This is a genomic window from Castellaniella denitrificans, assembly GCF_042653765.1.
GTDB lineage: Bacteria > Pseudomonadota > Gammaproteobacteria > Burkholderiales > Burkholderiaceae_B > Castellaniella > Castellaniella denitrificans.
Window position 1 is genome coordinate 1 of the sequence record NZ_JBHSEZ010000009.1, and the last position, 17,411, is coordinate 17,411.

The following is a 17,411-nucleotide window of genomic DNA, read 5'->3' on the forward strand; positions in this document are numbered from 1 at the left end:
GCCGCGGCGCCGGCGGCCGCCGCCCCCGCGCCTGCGCCCGCCGCCGCGCAGGGGCACCAGGTCAAGGCGCCCATGGTGGGCACGTTCTACCGTTCGCCCAACCCGAGCGCCCCGGCCTTCGTCGAAGTCGGGCAGGCCGTCAAGGAAGGCGACCCCCTGTGCATCATCGAGGCGATGAAGCTGCTGAACGAGATCGAGGCCGACAAGTCCGGCGTGATCAAGGAAATCCTCGTCGAAAACGGCGAACCGGTCGAATACGGCCAGCCCCTGTTCATCATCGCCTGAGCGCCATGTTCGAAAAAATCCTGATCGCCAATCGCGGCGAAATCGCCCTGCGGGTCTTGCGCGCCTGCCGCGAACTGGGCGTCAAGACCGTGGTCGTGCACTCCGAGGCCGACCGCGATGCCAAGTACGTGCGCCTGGCCGACGAATCCGTCTGCATCGGGCCCGCCACGCCGCGCGACAGCTATCTGAACATGCCGGCGCTGATCTCGGCCGCCGAAGTCACCGACGCCGAGGCCATCCACCCCGGCTACGGCTTCCTGTCGGAGAACGCCGATTTCGCCGAACGGGTGGAAAAGAGCGGCTTCGTCTTCATCGGACCGCGTCCCGAGAGCATCCGCACCATGGGCGACAAGGTCAGCGCCAAGCAGGCGATGATCGCCGCCGGCGTGCCGGTCGTGCCGGGCTCGGGCGGCGCGCTGCCCGACGACCCCAAGGAAATCCAGCGCATCGCCGCCAAGGTCGGCTATCCGGTCATCATCAAGGCCGCGGGCGGCGGCGGCGGGCGCGGCATGCGGGTGGTCTACACCGAGGCCGCCCTGCTCAACGCGGTGGCGATGACGCGCACCGAAGCCGGCGCCGCCTTCAACAACCCCGAGGTCTACCTGGAAAAATTCCTGGAAAACCCGCGCCACATCGAGATCCAGGTGCTGGCCGACGGCGAGGGCAAGGCCGTCTGGCTGGGCGAGCGCGACTGCTCCATGCAGCGCCGCCACCAGAAGATCATCGAAGAGGCACCCGCCCCGGGCATCGAGCGCGCCCAGGTCGAGCGCATCGGCGAACGCTGCGCCGAAGCCTGCCGCCAGATGCGCTACCGCGGTGCCGGCACCTTCGAATTCCTGTACGAGAACGGGGAATTCTTCTTCATCGAGATGAACACCCGCATCCAGGTCGAGCACACGATCACCGAAATGATCACCGGCATCGACCTGGTCCAGCAGCAGCTGCGCATCGCCGCCGGGGAAAAATTCACCCTGCGCCAGCGCGACGTCCACCTGCGCGGCCATGCGATCGAGTGCCGGATCAATGCCGAGGATCCCTACAAGTTCACGCCCAGCCCCGGGAAGATCTCCAACTGGCACACGCCGGGCGGACCGGGCGTGCGCATGGATTCGCACGTGTTCACCGGCTACACCGTGCCGCCCTACTACGACTCGATGATCGCCAAGCTCATCACCTATGGCGACGACCGCCACCAGGCGATCATGCGCATGGACATCGCCCTGTCGGAAATGATCGTCGAGGGGGTGCAGACCAATATCCCGCTGCACCGCGAGTTGATGCAGGACGCCCGGTTCGTCGAAGGCGGCACCAGCATCCACTACCTCGAACAGAAGCTCGCCGCGCGCGCCTGAGGTCCCGGGATGCGAGAGCTGGTGCTGAACTGCGCGGAAAACCAGGCGGAAGCCTGGTCCGACGCCCTGCTGGAAGCCGGCGCCCTGTCGGTGTCGGTCGAAGACGCCGACGGCGACACGGAGCACGAGCAGGCGCTGTTCGGCGAGCCGGGCACGGAACCCGAGGTCCTGGCCTGGCGGCGCAACCGCCTGGTGGCCCTGCTGGCCGACGGCGACGATCCCGCCCTGTTGCTGGCCGCGCTGGACGGCCTGGCCGGGCCGGCGCCCGGCGCGGACGACTGGTTCCTGCGCGACGTGCCGGACGCCGACTGGGTGCGCCTGACGCAGTCCCAGTTCGGTCCCATCGTCGTGAGCGACCGCATCTGGATCGTGCCGAGCTGGCACCGCGACGACGCGGGCCTGCCTTCGGCCGGCGCGCGGGACGGCATCGTGCGCATCGAGCTCGACCCCGGGCTGGCCTTCGGCACCGGCAGCCACCCCACCACGCACCTGTGCCTGGAATGGCTGGCGGCCCATCTGCAAGGCGGCGAGACCGTGCTGGACTACGGCTGCGGTTCCGGCATCCTGGCGATCGCCGCCCGCCTGCTGGGCGCCGGTCCGACCCGGGGGGTGGACATCGACGAGCAGGCGGTGCAGGCCACGGCCCGCAACGCGGCCGCCAACCGCGTGGACGTCGCGGCATGCCTGCCGGACGACCTGCCCGCCGGGACCAGCCAGGTGGTGGTCGCCAACATCCTGTCCAATCCGCTCAAGCTCCTGGCCCCCATGCTGGCCGCCCGGGTCGCCCCTGGCGGCCGGCTGGCGCTGTCCGGCGTCCTGGAACGCCAGGCCGACGAGGTCTGCCAGGCCTATGCGCCTCATCTGCCCCTGCGGGTCTGGGCTGCCCGCGACGGCTGGGTCTGCCTGGCGGGACGCAGGGCCTGACGGGGTGTGGCGGTGATGGACCTGACCACGCGCTGCCCGAAGTGCGGGACTGTGTTCCAGGCGGGCCTGTCGGACCTGCAATTGCGCAAGGGCTACATCCGCTGCGTGCAGTGCGCCCATATCTTCGACGGCTATGCCGAGGTAGTCTCCGACGCGTCCGCGCCCGGGGCTCCCGCGGCGGCGCCGCGCCCGGCCTCCGCGCCCACCGCGCCCGTGGCCGGGCCGCCGGAAGAACCGCCGCCGCAGGTGATCCGTTCCGGCCGGCCTCCGGCGCCGCAGCCCGATCCGGCGCATGCGTTCCGCATCGGCGTCGCGCCCTGGCCCGACGACCGGCCCGAGCCCCGCATCGGAGGCGCGGCGGGCCGGGCCGATCCGCGTCCGGTCGAGGAGATCCTCGCCGATGAGGGGTGGATGCCCGATTCCGGGGCGGCGCCGGTTTCCGCCCGGGACGAGCCGCCCGCTCAGGCGGCGCCCTTCGTGGTCGAACCCCGGCCCGGCCATCGCAGCCAGGGCGGTTCCGCCGCGCCTCTGCTGCGGGACGAGGACGCCCTGGGCTGGTGGGATGCGCTGGTGCGTTTCTGCGCCCGGCTGCTGCTCGTCCTGCTGCTGCTCCTGCTGGCCGCGCAGGCCGTCTACGTCTACCGGGCCGGCATCGCCCGGATGGTGCCCGCGCTGCGGCCCGCCCTCGAACGGGCCTGCGAGCCCCTGCGCTGCCGGGTGCCGTATGCCCGCGACATCGCCCGGATCGCCATCACGGGCTCCGCGCTCAAGGCGGCCGACGCCGACGCCCTGTCGGATCGGCCCGCCGGCGGCCAGGAACCCGCCGAACAGCATTTCGTGCTGCACGCCACGCTGCGCAACCAGGCCGAGCAGCCGCAGGAATGGCCCACCCTGGTCCTGGACCTGAAGGACGCCGCCGGCACGCTGCTGGTGCGCCGCAACCTGTCGCCCGCCGACTACCTGGGGGCGGCCCGCGCCGCCGAGCCTTTCGCCGCCCGCAGCGAAGTCCTGGTGCGCATCCCCCTGACCCTGAGCGGCATTCGCATCAACGGCTACCAGCTCGACCTTTTCTATCCCTGAAGGAATTTCATCGCCATGTCCAAGGACGTCCTGATCTGCGGTTCCATCGCCTTCGACACCATCGCCGTGTTCGAGGGACGCTTCCGCGACCACATCCTGGCCGACAGCATCAAGTCCCTCAGCGTGTCGTTCTTCGCGCCTTCGCTGCGCAAGGAATACGGCGGCTGCGCGGGCAACATCGCCTACAGCCTGAAGCTGCTGGGCGGCCGGCCCGTGCCCGTCGGCACCGTGGGGCAGGACGCCGACGACTACCTGCAGCGCCTGCGCGACCTGGGCATCGACACCCGCCTGGTGCGCGTGCTGCCCGACACCTACACGGCCCAGTGCCACATCATCACGGACCAGGAAAACAACCAGATCGCCTCGTTCCACCCGGGGGCGATGCTGCGCTCGGCGGAGAACGACCTGAGCGGCAACGCCGCGTGCTGGGCCATCGTCTCGCCCGATTCCAAGGATGGCATGTTCAGCCATGCCGAGCGCCTGCGGGCGGCCGGGATCCCCTTCATCTTCGACCTGGGACAGGCGATGCCGCTGTTCGACGGCGACGACCTGCGGCGCATGCTGGACATGGCCAGCATCCTGACCGCCAACGACTACGAGGCCAGCGTGATCGAAGAGCGCACCGGCCGGACCGTCCAGGAACTGGCCGCCGGCCTGCAGGCGGTGGTGGTGACCCGGGGCGGCGAGGGCGCCTCGCTGTTCGTCGGCGATGGCCGCACCGACATCCCGGCCCCGCCCGTGGAGCGGATCGTGGATCCGACCGGCTGCGGCGACGCGCACCGCGCCGGCCTGCTGTATGGCCTGGCGCACGGCTGGTCCCTGCGGGACGCCTGCTGCTTGGCGAACGTCATGGGCGGCTTTAAAATCGCCCATAGAGGTCCGCAGAACCATAGCCCAGCGCGCGCCGACATCGCGGCGGCGCTGCGGACGCACTACGGCATCGATGCGGGCATGCTCGCCTGATCCGGACACGGCCCCCTTTTTGGGGGGCATTTCTTTCTCACTCCTGGAGTCAGCCCATGGCGATCCTCACGCATGCTCTTCCTTCCCGCGCGGCGCGCCTCGCCGCCGTCGCCGGGGTTTCCCTGTCGCTGCTGGTCCTGGCCGGCTGCGCCAGCCAGTCCGCCTCCAGTTCCGTCTACACCTACGGCCAGGCCCAGCAGGAACAGATCGTGCGCTACGGCACCGTGGTGTCCGTGCGTCCGGTGGTCATCCAGTCCGACAAGTCCTCGGGCGTGGGCGCGATCGGCGGCGCGGCGCTGGGCGGGGTGGCGGGCAGCGCCATCGGCGGCGGCCGCGGCCAGATCCTGACCTCGATCGGCGGCGCCCTGCTGGGCGGCCTGGCTGGCAACGCGGTCGAGAACCAGGTCAACAAGACCAACGGCCTGGAAATCACCGTGCGCCTGGACAACGGCGAGACCCGCGTCATCGCCCAGGCGGCCGACGTGGCGCTCAGCTCCGGCCAGCGCGTCCAGGTGATCAGCGGCGGCGGCCCCACCCGCGTGGTGCCGATGTAATCGTAGCCGATGATCAATCTGCGCAGCCTTGAAATCTTTTATTGGGCCGTGCAGCTCAAGAGTTTCTCCCGGGCCGCGGAGAAGCTCAATACCACGCAGCCCACCATTTCGCAGCGGATCGCGGGCCTGGAAGAGCAGTTCGGGATGCGGCTGGTCAACCGCGCCACCAAACCATTCTCGCTGACCGAGAGCGGCCGGGCGTTGCTAGCGCATGCGGAACTCATCCTGCGGCAGGTGGCCAAGCTGGAACATGACCTCGGCTTGTCCGGGCGTGTGCCGCGCACGATCCGGCTGGGGGTGTCGGAAACCATCGTCCATACCTGGCTTGCGCGGTTCCTCGAAGAATCTCATCGCTGTTTCCCCAATATCGATTTCGACATCACGGTGGACGTCACGCCGTCGATGATGTCCACCTTGCAGGCCGGAGAGATCGATATCGCCCTGATGCTCGGGCCGGCGAATGACGACAAGATCGCCTGTGTGCATCTGGTGGATTACCCGTTGCAGTTCTATGCCGCACCCGGGTTCGTGCGGGGCAACCGGTTGACGATCGAAGAGCTGAAGCGCCTGCCCATCATCACCTATCCCAGGAATGCCTATCCTTTCAGCCATTTGCGCGAACAGTTGTTCCGGCTGACGGACCAGACTCCGCGAATCTTCACCAATTCATCGCTGGCGACCATCGAACGCATGGCCGCCGATCGCATCGGTGTCGCGCTGGTGGCGCAGCACGCTTTTTCGCTCTCTTTGGTGCGCGGCGCCCTGGTCGCCATGGAAAGCGACCTGGAAATGCCGCCGCTCAGTTTTTGCGCCTTTTACGTGCTGGGGGTCAACGGCGAGATCCTGGAGCGGCTGGTGGAAATCGCCCGCCACGTCGCCACGACCTCGAAGCATGCCGAGGCGGCCGACTAGGACCTCCGCTTGTGGGCCTCGTAGCGCGCCCGGTGTTCGGCGCCAGGCGGATAAAGGCCCGGCAACGAAGCGCCAGCCTCCACTTCCCCCATGATCCATCCTTCCAAGCGTTCCTGCTCCACAGCCAGCGCCGTGACCTCATCCAGCAGGGCGGCAGGGATCAGCACGGCTCCGTCCTGATCGGCCACGATGACGTCATCGGGAAAAACGGCCACACCACCGCATCCGATGGGCTGCTGCCAGTCCACGAAGGTCAAGCGGGCCACGGAGGGCGGGGCTGCCGTGCCGCCTGCCCACACAGCCAGCCCTGTGGACAGCACACCGGTGATATCGCGGACCGCGCCGTCGCTCACCAGAGCCGCGACGCCGCGCTGGACCATGCGCGCACACAGGATGTCGCCCCAAAAGCCTGCATCCTTGACGCCGTTGGCGTCGACCACGGCGATGCAGCCGGCGGACATCTGTTCGATGGCCGCTCGGGTGGATTTCGGTGAGCTCCAGGATTCGGGCGTGGCTAGGTCCTCTCGGGCGGGCACGAATCGCACGGTGAAGGCGCGACCCACGACACGCTTGCCTTTGGCTCCCGGCGTGATCGGACTCGCACCTCGAATCCAGACATTGCGCAAGCCTTTCTTGAGCAGGACGGTGGTCAGGGTGGCCGTGGTCACGCGCGTCAGGGCCTCGAAGGTTTTTACTTCTTGCGGGGAAGTCATGTGCTCATCACCTTTGTCGAATGGGGGGAGGGCCGCATGCCGGCGGTCAGACAGTGGGAATCAGGCCGCCATCCACGCGGAAGGATGACCCGGTCACGTATGCGGCACGTTCGCTGGCAAGGAAGGCAACCATGTCGGCATATTCCTCGGGGCGGCCGTAGCGGCCCATGGGGATCGTCGCGGCGCTTTCGGATTCAACGTTGGCGGCATCCCTGCCTTCGCGCTGGGCGCGGGCGGCATCCAGGGACCGGGTGCGCGCGGTGGCGATGCGCCCCGGGATGACGATGTTGGATGTGACGCCATCCTTGGCGACGTCGCGTGCCAGCGTCTTGCTCCATCCCACGAGAGAGATGCGCGTGGCGTTGGACAGCCCCAGGTTCGGAATCGGGGAGGTGACGCCGGAGGATGTGCTGGTGATGATTCGGCCCCAGCCGCGCTCGCGCATGCCCGGCAGCAGCAGATCGGTGATGCCGATCACGGAGATCACCATGGACTCGAAGGCATTGCGCCAGACGTCGGATGCATGGCCTTGCGCGGGACCGGGGGCAGGGCCGCCGGTGTTGTTCACCAGAATGTCGATGCCGCCGACACGGGTCAGCAGTTCGGCCACGCCTTGCGTCCACTGCTGCGCCATGCCCAGGTCCCAGACGAAGAGGTGGCATGGCTGATCCGGCCGCGATACTGCGCGGATCCTCTCTGCCGTCGACTCCAGGGATTTTCCGTCCCGGTCGGCGATGCACAAGGTCACGCCTTCGCGTGCCAACGCTACCGCGATCGCGCTGCCCAAACCGCCGCCGGCGCTCATGACCAGCGCCCGTTTACCTGCAATGCCCAAATCCATCCTCTGCTCCTGAACAGGTCGGGGCATGCGCGGATCTGTCGAATGCGTTCGTGGTCCCATCCGCATGCCCGGTTGAAGATCGGCTCAATCCTAGAAGCTTTGAATGAAAAAAAATATCAATATATATTTTCCATTTAATCAAATAAAATTGGTCAATGATCCGTGAGCTGAAGACCCTCATCGCCGTAGCGCGGGAAGGCACATTTGCCGCTGCCGGCAACAGGATCGGACTGACGCAGGCTGCCGTCAGCGCCCAGATGCGTCGTCTCGAGGCCGAACTGGGTTTTGCGCTGTTCGATCGCGTCGGTCGGGCCGCCAAGCTCAACAAGGCGGGTCAGCGGACACTGGCCCAGGCGCAGGAGCTGATCCGGCTCTACGGTGCGCTGGGCGCCGCGCCCGTCGGCCAGCCTGACGGCATTCTGGTGAACATCGGCGCGATCGCTTCCCTGCAAAGCTCGGTGCTGCCGGACGCGCTGGCGAAGTTCCATCGGCAATACCCGGGGTGCCGCACCCGCGTGATTCCTGGTTTGTCGATCGAGCTGGTGGATCTGGTCGATGCCGGTGAGATCGACGTGGCGGCGGTCATCCGCCCTTCGTTTGCGCTGCATAGCGACCTGAGCTGGACCGTGCTGGCACATGAACCCTTTCGGCTGATCGTGCCGCGTGACGTGCCCGGCGAGGGCTGGGTCGAGTTGCTGGCCAGCCAGCCGTTCATCCGCTATGACCGGGCATCGTTCGGCGGTAGGCAGGTAGGCCGATTCCTGCGGGACCTGAATCTCGCCCCGCGAGAGGTGTGCGAAGCGGATGATCTGGAGGTCATCGCCAAACTGGTGGCCCATGGTGTGGGTGTGGCGCTCGTGCCGGAAACCGCCGCGCAGCGGCGCTGGCCCGCCGCGGTGCGTGCCATTGACCTGGGCAGGCAGACCTTTCATCGCGATGTTGGTCTGGTCCATCGGGCGCCCCGGCACCTGAAGGATCCGGTGAAGACGTTGGTGCGCATGCTGGCGGCGCAGGTCGGCGGCGCACGAACGTCGACGGTGTGACGCCCGAATCTGCGCGTTCATAATATTCATTTTTATAATGAAACTACATCCAATATTATAATTTTACTTTAACTGGCCGTCCGGTGAAACTTTGCATGTCCCCTGATATGTGGAGTTCTTGATGACCTCGGAATATTTCGAACCGGATGCCAAGCTGATCGCCGAAGCGCGTCAGCGGATCGCCGACCGCGCCGTACGCACCCCCTTGCTGGAATCGCCCAAGCTGAACAGCAGCCTGGGCGCCCGTATTCTCTTCAAGCCGGAAAATCTTCAGCGGGCCGGCTCGTTCAAGTTCCGCGGCGCGTTGAACCGCGCCCTGCAGTTGACGACGGCGCAACGCGCGGGCGGCCTGGTCGCCTGGTCCTCCGGCAATCATGGGCTGGCCCTGTCCTATGTAGCGCGGGAACTGGGCATCAAGGCGACGGTCTTGATGCCGCAGGAAGCGCCCAAGACCAAGATCGAGGGCGTGCGCGCCAATGGCGCCACCGTGCGGCTGTACGACAAGACCCGGGAAGTGCGTGAAGAGATCGGTGCGCGGATCGCCGAGGAAACGGGGGCAGTGATCGTGCCGCCTTACGACGATCCCTACGTGATGACCGGCCAATCGACTGTGGGCGCCGAGTTTGCCGAGCAGGCTGCCGAATTGGGCTTGGGCCTGGATGCCGCCCTGTTTTCCTGCTCGGGTGCCGGCTTGGTGTCCGGTGCGGCCTGCGGTGTGCATGCCGTGACGCCCTATACCGCCATTTACAGCGTGGAGCCCATGCATTACGACGGCCTAGCGCGGTCGCTGCAGGCCGGTGCGCCTGTGAAGGCGCCGGCCGACGTGGCTTCGATCTGCGATGCGCTGCTGGTGGTCACGCCCGGCAAGCTCACTTTTCCTGTGTGCCAGCGGCATCTGGCGGGCGGCTTGTCGGTTACCGATGCCGAGCTCAAGGATGCCATCCGTTTCGTCTACCGTGAACTGAAGCTGGTGGTCGAACCGGGCGGTGCCGCGCCACTGGCCGCCATTCTCGCTGGCAAGTTCGACGTTGCGGGCAAGACGGTGGGTCTTCTGTTGAGCGGCGGCAATGTCGATGCGGAGAAATTCGCTCAATACATCACCGAAACCCCCTGAAGGCCGGAGACATTGCGATGCTGGATTACAAGAATGGGAAGGGCAGGATCGTTGCGCAGACGATCGAGAATTTCATGACACTGGATCTGACCGGCGTCGGTCTGATCGGTAAGCTGTACGAGGCCCAGCAATTCCGCCAGCCGGGCCCGGCCTGCATGATGGCTGCCGAGAAGATCGTCGAGCGCGTGCGTGAGCACGGCGGTCCTGTCGTGATCGCCACCGGCTTTCCCGAAGGAGCCGGTGTGCCGGAAACCGATGGACTGATCGGAGCGGCCTTCATCGCCCGTGCCTTGTTCCTGGGACTGGGCATCGAGACCGTGATCCTCACCGATGAGGACTGGCTGGCTGCGCTGGAAGGCACTTGCCGAGGCGCCGGGCTTGCGCCGCTGCCCTTCCCCGTGGACGGCGTCATCCGCCCGGTGGAATTCATCCGCCCTGTCTATCTGCGCAGCACGCCCAAGGATGATGCGGGCTGCCGCGCGGTGACCGATGCGCTGCTGGACGTGACCCGGCCTTCCCTGGTGATCTCGATCGAGCGGCCGGGCGCCAATGATAACGGTCTGTACCATGGCCTGGGCGGGCGCCCGCTGGACGGCATGGTCGCCGATTACGACCAGTTCTTCCGCCGCGCCAAGGCCGAGCAGGTGCCCTTCATTGCGATCGGCGACGGCGGCAACGAATTGGGCATGGGCGTGATCGCTGAGGAGCTCAAGACCTTTTCGCCCAAGGCCAGGGACTCGGGCCATCCCGGACGCGGTGGCGTCGCCTCCGCCACGGCGGCCGACCTGTTGATCGTGTCCAACGTCTCGAACTGGGGCGCGACCGGCCTGGTGGCGGCCTTGTCCGCCTATCTGGAAAAGCCTTCGATCTTCCATGATGGTGCGCTCGAACGGCGCTGCATCGAACAGTGTGTGTCCTTTGGCGGCGTGGATGGCATGTTCATGGGCCCCGAACCCGCCGTCGACGGCATTTCGGCTGGCGAGTGGGAGGGGCTGGTGAATGCCTTGCGCAATACGCTGGACCGCCTGGCGGGCCGCGTCATTGGCTGGAAGGGCGACAGCGGCGACTGGCGCCAACTGAAATAAAGGAGGCATCAATGGGAATCGTCGATCAACGCCTGGCCGATCTGGGGTTCGAATTGCCCCCGGCCAATCCGCCGCAGGGCAATTACCTGCCCTTCGTGCGCACGGGCAATCTCGTGTTCGTGGCGGGGCAGGGGCCGCGTCGCGCGGGGGAGTTGATCCATCGAGGCATCGTCGGTGCCGACCTGGATCTGGAAGAAGGCCAGAAGGCCGCCCGTCTTTGCGTGCTCAATGTGCTGGCGCAGCTACGCCTGGCTTGCAATGGCGATCTGGACCGTATCGTACGCATGGTCAGGCTGGCGGGGCTGGTACGCTGTACGGCCGATTTTGGCGACCAGGCCAAGGTGCTCAATGCCGCGTCGGACCTGATCTGCGATGTGCTGGGTGCGGCAGGCCCGCACGCGCGCATCGCTTCGGGCACGCATGCCTTGCCTTCGGGCATGGCCGTGGAAATCGAAGCGATCGCTGAAATTGCGTAAGCCATGAGCCCCGCGTAGCGGGGTCGCGAAAAGCCCCCCTGGTCGGGGGGCAACACAAGGAGACAAGCATGAAGAAGATGGTGATTGGGGCACTGCTGGCCGCCTGCGCAACAGCCGCCATGGCGGCCCTGGAGTTGCCGAAGGATCATTTCAAGGTCATCGGGATCACGTCGACGATTCCGGCTGCGATCTATGATGAAAAGCCTTTCTGGACCGAAACCCTGCCGAAGGATTCGGGCGGTCAACTGACGGCCGACCTGACGCCGATCGAGCAGATGGGCCTGGACGACCAGTCGATGCTGCGGCTGATGAAGATGGGTGTGATGGATTTTGCCGGCATGGACATCACGCGAATGGCTGGGGACGACCCCCGCTTCGAGGCCTGCGATCTGGCTGGGACCTTGCCGGATGTGGATCAGGCGCGCAAGGCCTGCAACGCCTACAAGGATGTGCTGCGCGAGCGCATGGAAAAGAACTGGAACAGCAGGCTGCTGGCCATCGGCGCCAGCACGCCTCAGGTCTTCTGGTGCCGGGACGACGTGAAGTCGCTGGCCGAACTCAAGGGCAAGAAAATCCGTGTGTTCAACAACACGCTGCGGGACTTCATTTCCGGCCTGGGCGCGACTTCCGTGTCGATCGCCTTTTCGGAAGTCGTGCCGGCCCTGAACAATGGGGTGGTGGATTGCGCCGTGACGGGCACCCTGTCGGGCAACACGGCCGGCTTGCCGGAAGTGACGAAGTCGATCCTCATGCTGCCGCTGGGTTGGAGCTTCAATGCCGTGGCTGTGAACAAGAAGCGCTGGGACGCCCTGCCCGAAGCCACACGCCAATTCCTGACGAACGAATTTGCGGCCTACGAGGACAAGATGTGGGGCACGCTGCATGCGAGCATCGAGCAGGCGGCATTGTGCAATACCTCGGCGTCGGGTTGCACCATGGGCAAGCCGGCAAAAGTGATCTTGAACCCGGCTTCGGCAGCGGATCTTGAATTGGCTCGCAAGATTGTGGCCGACAGCGTGCTGCCCGGTTGGGCTCGACGCTGCGGCGCGGATTGCGTCACCGAGTGGAATGCCCGTATCGGCAAGGTCACTGGTCATTCGATCACCCTGAAGTAATGTAATCCACGCCATCCGGCCTGGGCGCCTGGCGCGTCCGGATCGGGTACGCACATGAAACAGGAGTCATTTAATGACGCATGCGACTTCCCCACTGAACGGTCCCGCCGGGGGCGGCTCCGGCGGCATGGCGCGCCTGTTCAGCGCCATAAGCATGATCGCCCGATTCGGCCTCTGGCTGGGCGGTGGCATCATCACCCTGGCCGCCTTGCTGATTGGCTGCGACGTGACGCTGCGTGTCGTCCTGGGCTATGCCATTGACGGGACGGATGAACTGGCGCGTTTCGCCCTTGCGATCTCCACCACCTGGGCGCTGGCGGGGGCGCTGCTCGATCGCGCGCATATCCGCGTCGACACCGCCTACGCGCGGTTTCCCGGCACGATGCGCCTTGCGATGGACTTGGCGGGATTGGTGGCGTTCTTCCTCGTGTTCGCGCTGATCTTCTATTACGGCCTGGGTCTTGTTGGAGAATCCTGGGCTAATCAGACGCGATCGCCGTCCGCCCTGCAGGTTCCCATGGTCATTCCCCAGGCGGTCTGGCTATTGGGAATCACCATTTTTCTGGTTGCCGATCTGGTGCTGTTCGCCATGGCCCTGAAGCTGATTTTTTCGGGTCGGTCGGATGCCGCTAGCGCGCTGATCGGCATGAAGTCCGCTGAAGAAGAGGTCCAGGAGGAGCTCGATGCCGCGGATGCCGCCGCCCTTCACGAAAGGACCGGATCATGATATTCACCTCGCTCGGAAGCCTGCTCGGCTTTCTGTTTCTGGGTATCCCCGTGGCCGCGACGCTGGCCCTGGTGGGGCTCATTCTGTCCGGCACGTTTTCGCCACTGCCCTTGCATTACGCGCTGGCCGAGATTACCTGGACGGTATCCAACAACTTTCTGCTGATCGCGATTCCGTTGTTCGTCCTGCTCGGTGAACTGCTGCTGCGTTCGGGGCTCGCTTCGCGCATGTATTCGGCGCTGGTGCTGTGGATGCCCTGGCTGCCCGGCGGTCTGATGCACAGCAATATTGCCGCTTGCGCGATGTTCGCGGCCACCTCGGGATCCAGCGTGGCGACGGCCGCCACGATCGGCACGGTGGCGTTGGAAGAGGTCAAGAAGAACGCCTACAACGAGCGCTTGTTCCTCGGCACGATCGCGGCCGGCGGCACGCTGGGCATCCTGATCCCCCCGTCCATTAACCTGATCCTCTACGGCGTCCTGACCGAGACCTCTATTCCGCAGCTCTATCTGGCCGGCTTGATTCCGGGCCTGGTGCTGGCCGGCCTGTTCTCGGTGGTGGTGCTGCTGCTCTGTCTGTGGCGTCCTGTCTGGGGCGGACGGTCTGTGCGCGCGTCCTGGCCGTCGCGGATGCGTGCGCTGCCGGATCTGCTGCCGCCGCTGGTGATCTTTCTGGCGGTGATCGGCACGATCTACATGGGGTGGGCCACTGCGACGGAGGCTGCCGCGCTGGGCGTGCTGACCACTTTCGTGATCGCGGCTGCGTATCGGTGCCTGACGCTGGCCGTGATCCGTCAGGCGTTCGAGGGCACAATGCGGACCTCGGCCATGATCATGGCGGTGATGATCGGCGCCTATTTTCTGAACCTCGTGTTCGGCGCGATCGGACTGCCAGTGGCCGCCAGCCGCTGGATCGGCACCTTGCGCCTGTCGCCGTTCGAACTCTTCTGCCTGATCGTAGGGTTCTATTTCGTGCTGGGCATGTTCATGGAAACCCTGTCGATGATGGTCGCCAGCGTGCCGATCATTGCGCCGATCATGACGGCGGCGGGTTTCAATCCGGTCTGGTCGGGCATCATCGTGGTGATCCTGATGGAAATCGCCCTGATCACGCCACCTGTCGGATTGAACCTGTTCGTGGTGCAGAGCGTGCGCGGCCGGGGTGGTGTGCTCGACGTGATCGTGGGCGCCCTGCCGTTCGTCGTGGTCATGCTGCTGTTCGTGTTTCTGCTGTATGCCTTTCCGCAGATGGCGCTGATGCTGCCGCAGTTGATGCGCTGAGAGAAGTCCTCGGGAAGAAAATGCCACTGGCGCGCAAGCGTTCAGTGGCATTTTTTTGATCCCGCCCGAGTGCGGGAACAGGACCTGAGGTGGTCCTGGTCGGGACGAATCAGGCGCCGAAGGTCGTGAAGACCAGGTGGTTCAGCACCATCATGGCGATCTGCGCCAGTACCAGCAGCACCAGGGGAGACAGGTCCAGCCCGCCCATGCGCGGCAGCATCCGGCGGATGGGATCGAGCAGCGGCGCGGTCAGGGTGTAGAGCACCGGCATGATGGGCGACAGGGGATTGACCCAGGACAGGATGGCCTGGATCAGCGTCACCCAGACGATCACGTTGAACAGCCATTTCAGGCCGACCAGCAGGCCCGACAGGAGCAGGGGGCCGATGGCCGAGGCGGAGGGCATCAGGCCCCCCATGGCGACCAGCCAGGTCAGCAGCAGGTACAGGATCGCCGTGATCCAGCAGGCCAGGATGCTGGGCCAGTCGAAGCGGCCGCTGCCGGGGACGATCCGCCGGATCGGACCCACCAGCCATTCCGTGGCCCGCAGGATGGCCTGGGAAAACGGGTTGAAGGGGTGCAGGCGGATGGCGAACATCCAGGCCCGCAGGATCAGGCCGATGCCGAAGAGCTGGAAAACGATGTCGATCAGGAATTGCAGGATGTCTTGGGCCATGCGGTGCTCGTGGGCTGCGAAACAGAAGCGGTCATTGTCGCATCAAGCGCGCCCGTGTGGCGAATGATAGTCCGGCGGATGGAAAGGCCCGGCGGGATGCCGCCGGGCCCGGGGTGCTGCGCGCGCGTTCCCGCCCCGGAGGGCGGGAACGATGCGCCCGATTCAGGGGCGCTTCGCGGTGGGGAACGGCCAGGCGCCCGCCGGGTTGATGTCCGTGCGGGCGTCGGGAGCCGGAGCTTCGGGTTTGGCGGCCTTCCTGGCCGCCGGCCTGGCCGCGGCAGGCTCGGATGCGGCGGCGGCCGGCTTCGCCGCCTTTTTGGCGGGCGCTTTTTTCGCCGCGGCTTTTTTCGCCGGCGCCTTCTTCGCGACGGCGGTTTTCGCCGCGGCCTTTTTGGCGGCGGGCTTGGCGGCCTTCTTGGCAGGCGCGGCGGCCTTCTTCGCCGCGGCCTTCTTCACGGCGGCCTTTTTGGCGGGCGCGGCTTTTTTCGCCACCGCTTTTTTCGCTACCGCCTTTTTCGGCGCGGCCTTTTTCGCTGCGGTCTTCGTCGGTGCCGCTTTCTTGGCGGCGGGCTTCACGGCGGTCTTCTTGGCGGCCGGGGCCTTCTTGGCGGCGGCTTTCACCGGCGCGGCCTTTTTGGCCGGCGCGGCTTTCTTCGCCGGGGCGGCTTTTTTCACGGTGGTCGAGGGGGAGGCTTTCTTGGCGGCCGGGGCGGACTTCTTGGCTGCCGGTTTGGATGCGGACTTCGGGGCTGCGGATTTCTTGGCCGGTGCGACAGAGGCCTTCTTGGCGGTTGCCATCGTCATGCTCCTTGGGATCGAAGAGAGTGTCCACCCATTTGATATGACCCCCGCGGGATGCGCGGCCCATCTCAAATGGCGCAGGCGCGCAATATCATGAATATTGCACGCCTTCAAGTCTAGCGTAAGCCCTGTCGCGTTCCAAGCATTATTCCCGGCGCGGCGCGCGGCGGGATCGATATTCGATTGCGCCTGTCTCGAAAAAGTCGCGCTGGTTGTGTGAGCGTCCTTTTTGCCGCCGGGCCGCCCCAAGGCGAAAAGCGCCCCCTCGGGGGGGTGAGCCTGGACGCGGGGCAGTCCCTGCGGACTGGCCTGCGCCTGGTGAATCCGAGCGGCATGCAGGCCGCGAGGTGGATGCAAGCAGCCATGGGCTGTGCAGCGTGGGGGCCTTCACCACTGCAGATAGAACATCGCCTTGGCGAGAAACACGATCAGGACGACGTGGCAGAAGACGCTGATGTGGATGATCTGGAAGTGGCGGGATTTCAGCTTGCCGGTGCCGCTGAGCGTCATGGCGGTGATGAAATGGGCCAGCACGCTGAAGGCCAGGATGATCTTGATCCACAGCAGCGTGGCGAAGCTGCTGGCGAAGGGATGGGCGAGCGGTTCGCGGAATTGCCAGGCCATGCCCAGGCCCGCGCCGAACAGCACGATCATGGCGAAAGGCATGATGCGCCGCGCGCGCCGGCCGATGGCCAGTTCGACGTTGCGCATGGCCTCGCGGCCGAGCGGCTTGCGGATGCCTTCCAGGATGAGGACTTCGAAGAACACCGTGCCCACGAACAGGATGGCGGCGAACAGGTGCAGCGTAACGAGTAGTGAGTGGCTCATGTCGGTAGAATGGTGGCTTGCCCGCGGAACGCGCGCGCACCGGGAAATTGTAGGCCGGAAGGCCCGGCCGCCCCGTTGCGGCCCTGTGCCGGTCCTGGGTATTGAGTGACATTTGTCATGGATGGGAATCAAGCAATGGATCGCATTCGTATTCATGCCTGGGCCGCGTGCGCGGCTGTCCTGGGCACCCTGGCCGCCTGCGCGCCGATCAAGCCCGCCTCCGCGCCGGCCGAGGCGCCCGCCGCCCGGCCGTCCTGCGTCGCGGCGGCGGCGGGCGATCCCCTGGTCGGCAACTGGCTGTCGGTCAGTTCGCAGAAGGGCGTCGCGGGCGCGCTGCGCACGCTCTACACGCTGAATCCCGACGGCACCATGAACTACGTCGAGCAGGTCAAGCGTCCGCGCGCGCCGTCCCAGGGGCTGTACGAATCCGGCTGCTGGTCGCGCGAAGGGCAGACGCTGATCCTGCGCACCCTGGAATCGAACGGATCGCCCGTGAATCTGGACGACCCGATCTACACCAACCGCCATCGCGTGGACCGGGTCAATGCGACGGAACTGCGCCTGAGCGGCCCGAACGGCGCCGTGAAGGCGCGGCGCATGTCGCCGGGCTACCGCCTGCCGTTCTAGGAACGCGCCCGCCGG

At 66.1% G+C, this 17,411-nt stretch carries 20 protein-coding genes; 15 read left to right on the forward strand and 5 right to left on the reverse strand.

Going from position 1 to position 17,411, the window contains the following annotated elements:
• The 7 genes from accB to ACFO27_RS10460 form a co-directional block, all read left to right on the forward strand.
• Window positions 1–285 (forward strand): acetyl-CoA carboxylase biotin carboxyl carrier protein (gene accB / locus ACFO27_RS10430; protein WP_376817277.1); only part of this gene is annotated, 285 nt, incomplete at its 5' end.
• Between the two features lie 5 nt (window positions 286–290).
• Window positions 291–1,637: an acetyl-CoA carboxylase biotin carboxylase subunit gene (gene accC, locus ACFO27_RS10435; protein WP_376817278.1), complete on the forward strand. Its 1,347-nt coding sequence runs from the start codon at window positions 291–293 to the stop codon at window positions 1,635–1,637.
• Between the two features lie 9 nt (window positions 1,638–1,646).
• Window positions 1,647–2,561: a 50S ribosomal protein L11 methyltransferase gene (gene prmA, locus ACFO27_RS10440; RefSeq protein WP_376817279.1), complete on the forward strand. Its 915-nt coding sequence runs from the start codon at window positions 1,647–1,649 to the stop codon at window positions 2,559–2,561.
• Between the two features lie 15 nt (window positions 2,562–2,576).
• Window positions 2,577–3,641 carry a zinc-ribbon and DUF3426 domain-containing protein gene (locus ACFO27_RS10445; RefSeq protein ID WP_376817280.1) on the forward strand — a complete coding sequence of 355 codons (1,065 nt, stop codon included), beginning with the start codon at window positions 2,577–2,579 and terminating at the stop codon, window positions 3,639–3,641.
• A gap of 15 nt (window positions 3,642–3,656) precedes the next feature.
• Entirely contained in the window at window positions 3,657–4,604 is a 948-nt protein-coding gene (locus ACFO27_RS10450) for a carbohydrate kinase family protein (RefSeq protein ID WP_376817281.1), read from the forward strand.
• A gap of 56 nt (window positions 4,605–4,660) precedes the next feature.
• On the forward strand, window positions 4,661–5,158 hold the full coding sequence (locus ACFO27_RS10455; RefSeq protein ID WP_376817282.1) for an outer membrane lipoprotein: 498 nt from the start codon (window positions 4,661–4,663) through the stop codon (window positions 5,156–5,158).
• A 9-nt stretch (window positions 5,159–5,167) separates the two neighbouring features.
• Window positions 5,168–6,070, forward strand: a complete 903-nt coding sequence (locus tag ACFO27_RS10460) for a LysR family transcriptional regulator (RefSeq protein ID WP_376817283.1) — start codon at window positions 5,168–5,170, stop codon at window positions 6,068–6,070.
• Here ACFO27_RS10460 and ACFO27_RS10465 read toward each other — a convergent pair.
• Together ACFO27_RS10465 and ACFO27_RS10470 are read right to left on the reverse strand one after the other, a co-directional pair.
• Entirely contained in the window at window positions 6,067–6,783 is a 717-nt protein-coding gene (locus ACFO27_RS10465) for a ribonuclease activity regulator RraA (RefSeq protein ID WP_376817284.1), read from the reverse strand. The genes ACFO27_RS10460 and ACFO27_RS10465 overlap by 4 nt on opposite strands.
• A gap of 46 nt (window positions 6,784–6,829) precedes the next feature.
• Entirely contained in the window at window positions 6,830–7,624 is a 795-nt protein-coding gene (locus tag ACFO27_RS10470) for an SDR family oxidoreductase (protein ID WP_376817285.1), read from the reverse strand.
• Between the two features lie 155 nt (window positions 7,625–7,779).
• Here ACFO27_RS10470 and ACFO27_RS10475 point away from each other — a divergent pair, with 155 nt between their 5' ends.
• The 7 genes from ACFO27_RS10475 (at window position 7,780) to ACFO27_RS10505 (ending at window position 14,464) form a co-directional block, all read left to right on the forward strand.
• The gene (locus tag ACFO27_RS10475) at window positions 7,780–8,667 is read left to right on the forward strand and encodes a LysR family transcriptional regulator (RefSeq protein WP_376817286.1); all 888 of its coding nucleotides are present in this window, start codon (window positions 7,780–7,782) and stop codon (window positions 8,665–8,667) included.
• Between the two features lie 121 nt (window positions 8,668–8,788).
• Window positions 8,789–9,781 (forward strand): threonine/serine dehydratase, encoded by a 993-nt coding sequence (locus tag ACFO27_RS10480; RefSeq protein ID WP_376817287.1) that lies wholly within the window; start codon window positions 8,789–8,791, stop codon window positions 9,779–9,781.
• Between the two features lie 74 nt (window positions 9,782–9,855).
• Complete coding sequence (locus ACFO27_RS10485; protein ID WP_376817288.1) at window positions 9,856–10,866, forward strand: DUF4392 domain-containing protein; 1,011 nt, start codon at window positions 9,856–9,858, stop codon at window positions 10,864–10,866.
• Window positions 10,867–10,877: 11 nt separating this feature from the next.
• Window positions 10,878–11,342, forward strand: coding sequence for a RidA family protein (locus ACFO27_RS10490; RefSeq protein WP_376817289.1), 465 nt, complete (start codon window positions 10,878–10,880; stop codon window positions 11,340–11,342).
• Window positions 11,343–11,410: 68 nt separating this feature from the next.
• Window positions 11,411–12,457, forward strand: a complete 1,047-nt coding sequence (locus tag ACFO27_RS10495) for a TRAP transporter substrate-binding protein (RefSeq protein ID WP_376817290.1) — start codon at window positions 11,411–11,413, stop codon at window positions 12,455–12,457.
• Between the two features lie 73 nt (window positions 12,458–12,530).
• Complete coding sequence (locus tag ACFO27_RS10500; RefSeq protein ID WP_376817291.1) at window positions 12,531–13,184, forward strand: TRAP transporter small permease subunit; 654 nt, start codon at window positions 12,531–12,533, stop codon at window positions 13,182–13,184.
• On the forward strand, window positions 13,181–14,464 hold the full coding sequence (locus ACFO27_RS10505) for a TRAP transporter large permease (RefSeq protein ID WP_376817292.1): 1,284 nt from the start codon (window positions 13,181–13,183) through the stop codon (window positions 14,462–14,464). The genes ACFO27_RS10500 and ACFO27_RS10505 overlap by 4 nt, the downstream gene beginning before the upstream one ends.
• 109 nt (window positions 14,465–14,573) lie before the next feature.
• Here ACFO27_RS10505 and ACFO27_RS10510 read toward each other — a convergent pair whose 3' ends face one another.
• The 3 genes from ACFO27_RS10510 to ACFO27_RS10520 form a co-directional block, all read right to left on the reverse strand.
• A complete protein-coding gene (locus tag ACFO27_RS10510; protein ID WP_376817293.1) occupies window positions 14,574–15,140 on the reverse strand; it encodes a YggT family protein in 567 nt (188 codons plus the stop codon).
• A 162-nt stretch (window positions 15,141–15,302) separates the two neighbouring features.
• Window positions 15,303–15,938, reverse strand: coding sequence for a histone (locus ACFO27_RS10515; RefSeq protein ID WP_376817368.1), 636 nt, complete (start codon window positions 15,936–15,938; stop codon window positions 15,303–15,305).
• Window positions 15,939–16,328: 390 nt separating this feature from the next.
• Complete coding sequence (locus ACFO27_RS10520) at window positions 16,329–16,769, reverse strand: CopD family copper resistance protein (protein WP_376817294.1); 441 nt, start codon at window positions 16,767–16,769, stop codon at window positions 16,329–16,331.
• A gap of 135 nt (window positions 16,770–16,904) precedes the next feature.
• Here ACFO27_RS10520 and ACFO27_RS10525 point away from each other — a divergent pair, with 135 nt between their 5' ends.
• Window positions 16,905–17,396: a hypothetical protein gene (locus ACFO27_RS10525; protein ID WP_376817295.1), complete on the forward strand. Its 492-nt coding sequence runs from the start codon at window positions 16,905–16,907 to the stop codon at window positions 17,394–17,396.
• The last annotated feature ends 15 nt before the right edge of the window (window positions 17,397–17,411 follow it).

What these genes read in the sequence shown, in the direction of transcription:
- accC (WP_376817278.1), top strand. Translation starts at nt 291, where the DNA reads ATGTTCGAAAAAATCCTGATCGCCAATCGCGGCGAAATCGCCCTGCGG.
- prmA (WP_376817279.1), top strand. Translation starts at nt 1,647, where the DNA reads ATGCGAGAGCTGGTGCTGAACTGCGCGGAAAACCAGGCGGAAGCCTGG.
- ACFO27_RS10445 (WP_376817280.1), top strand. Translation starts at nt 2,577, where the DNA reads ATGGACCTGACCACGCGCTGCCCGAAGTGCGGGACTGTGTTCCAGGCG.
- ACFO27_RS10450 (WP_376817281.1), top strand. Translation starts at nt 3,657, where the DNA reads ATGTCCAAGGACGTCCTGATCTGCGGTTCCATCGCCTTCGACACCATC.
- ACFO27_RS10455 (WP_376817282.1), top strand. Translation starts at nt 4,661, where the DNA reads ATGGCGATCCTCACGCATGCTCTTCCTTCCCGCGCGGCGCGCCTCGCC.
- ACFO27_RS10460 (WP_376817283.1), top strand. Translation starts at nt 5,168, where the DNA reads ATGATCAATCTGCGCAGCCTTGAAATCTTTTATTGGGCCGTGCAGCTC.
- ACFO27_RS10465 (WP_376817284.1), bottom strand. Translation starts at nt 6,783, where the DNA reads ATGACTTCCCCGCAAGAAGTAAAAACCTTCGAGGCCCTGACGCGCGTG.
- ACFO27_RS10470 (WP_376817285.1), bottom strand. Translation starts at nt 7,624, where the DNA reads ATGGATTTGGGCATTGCAGGTAAACGGGCGCTGGTCATGAGCGCCGGC.
- ACFO27_RS10475 (WP_376817286.1), top strand. Translation starts at nt 7,780, where the DNA reads ATGATCCGTGAGCTGAAGACCCTCATCGCCGTAGCGCGGGAAGGCACA.
- ACFO27_RS10480 (WP_376817287.1), top strand. Translation starts at nt 8,789, where the DNA reads ATGACCTCGGAATATTTCGAACCGGATGCCAAGCTGATCGCCGAAGCG.
- ACFO27_RS10485 (WP_376817288.1), top strand. Translation starts at nt 9,856, where the DNA reads ATGACACTGGATCTGACCGGCGTCGGTCTGATCGGTAAGCTGTACGAG.
- ACFO27_RS10490 (WP_376817289.1), top strand. Translation starts at nt 10,878, where the DNA reads ATGGGAATCGTCGATCAACGCCTGGCCGATCTGGGGTTCGAATTGCCC.
- ACFO27_RS10495 (WP_376817290.1), top strand. Translation starts at nt 11,411, where the DNA reads ATGAAGAAGATGGTGATTGGGGCACTGCTGGCCGCCTGCGCAACAGCC.
- ACFO27_RS10500 (WP_376817291.1), top strand. Translation starts at nt 12,531, where the DNA reads ATGACGCATGCGACTTCCCCACTGAACGGTCCCGCCGGGGGCGGCTCC.
- ACFO27_RS10505 (WP_376817292.1), top strand. Translation starts at nt 13,181, where the DNA reads ATGATATTCACCTCGCTCGGAAGCCTGCTCGGCTTTCTGTTTCTGGGT.
- ACFO27_RS10510 (WP_376817293.1), bottom strand. Translation starts at nt 15,140, where the DNA reads ATGGCCCAAGACATCCTGCAATTCCTGATCGACATCGTTTTCCAGCTC.
- ACFO27_RS10515 (WP_376817368.1), bottom strand. Translation starts at nt 15,938, where the DNA reads ATGGCAACCGCCAAGAAGGCCTCTGTCGCACCGGCCAAGAAATCCGCA.
- ACFO27_RS10520 (WP_376817294.1), bottom strand. Translation starts at nt 16,769, where the DNA reads ATGAGCCACTCACTACTCGTTACGCTGCACCTGTTCGCCGCCATCCTG.
- ACFO27_RS10525 (WP_376817295.1), top strand. Translation starts at nt 16,905, where the DNA reads ATGGATCGCATTCGTATTCATGCCTGGGCCGCGTGCGCGGCTGTCCTG.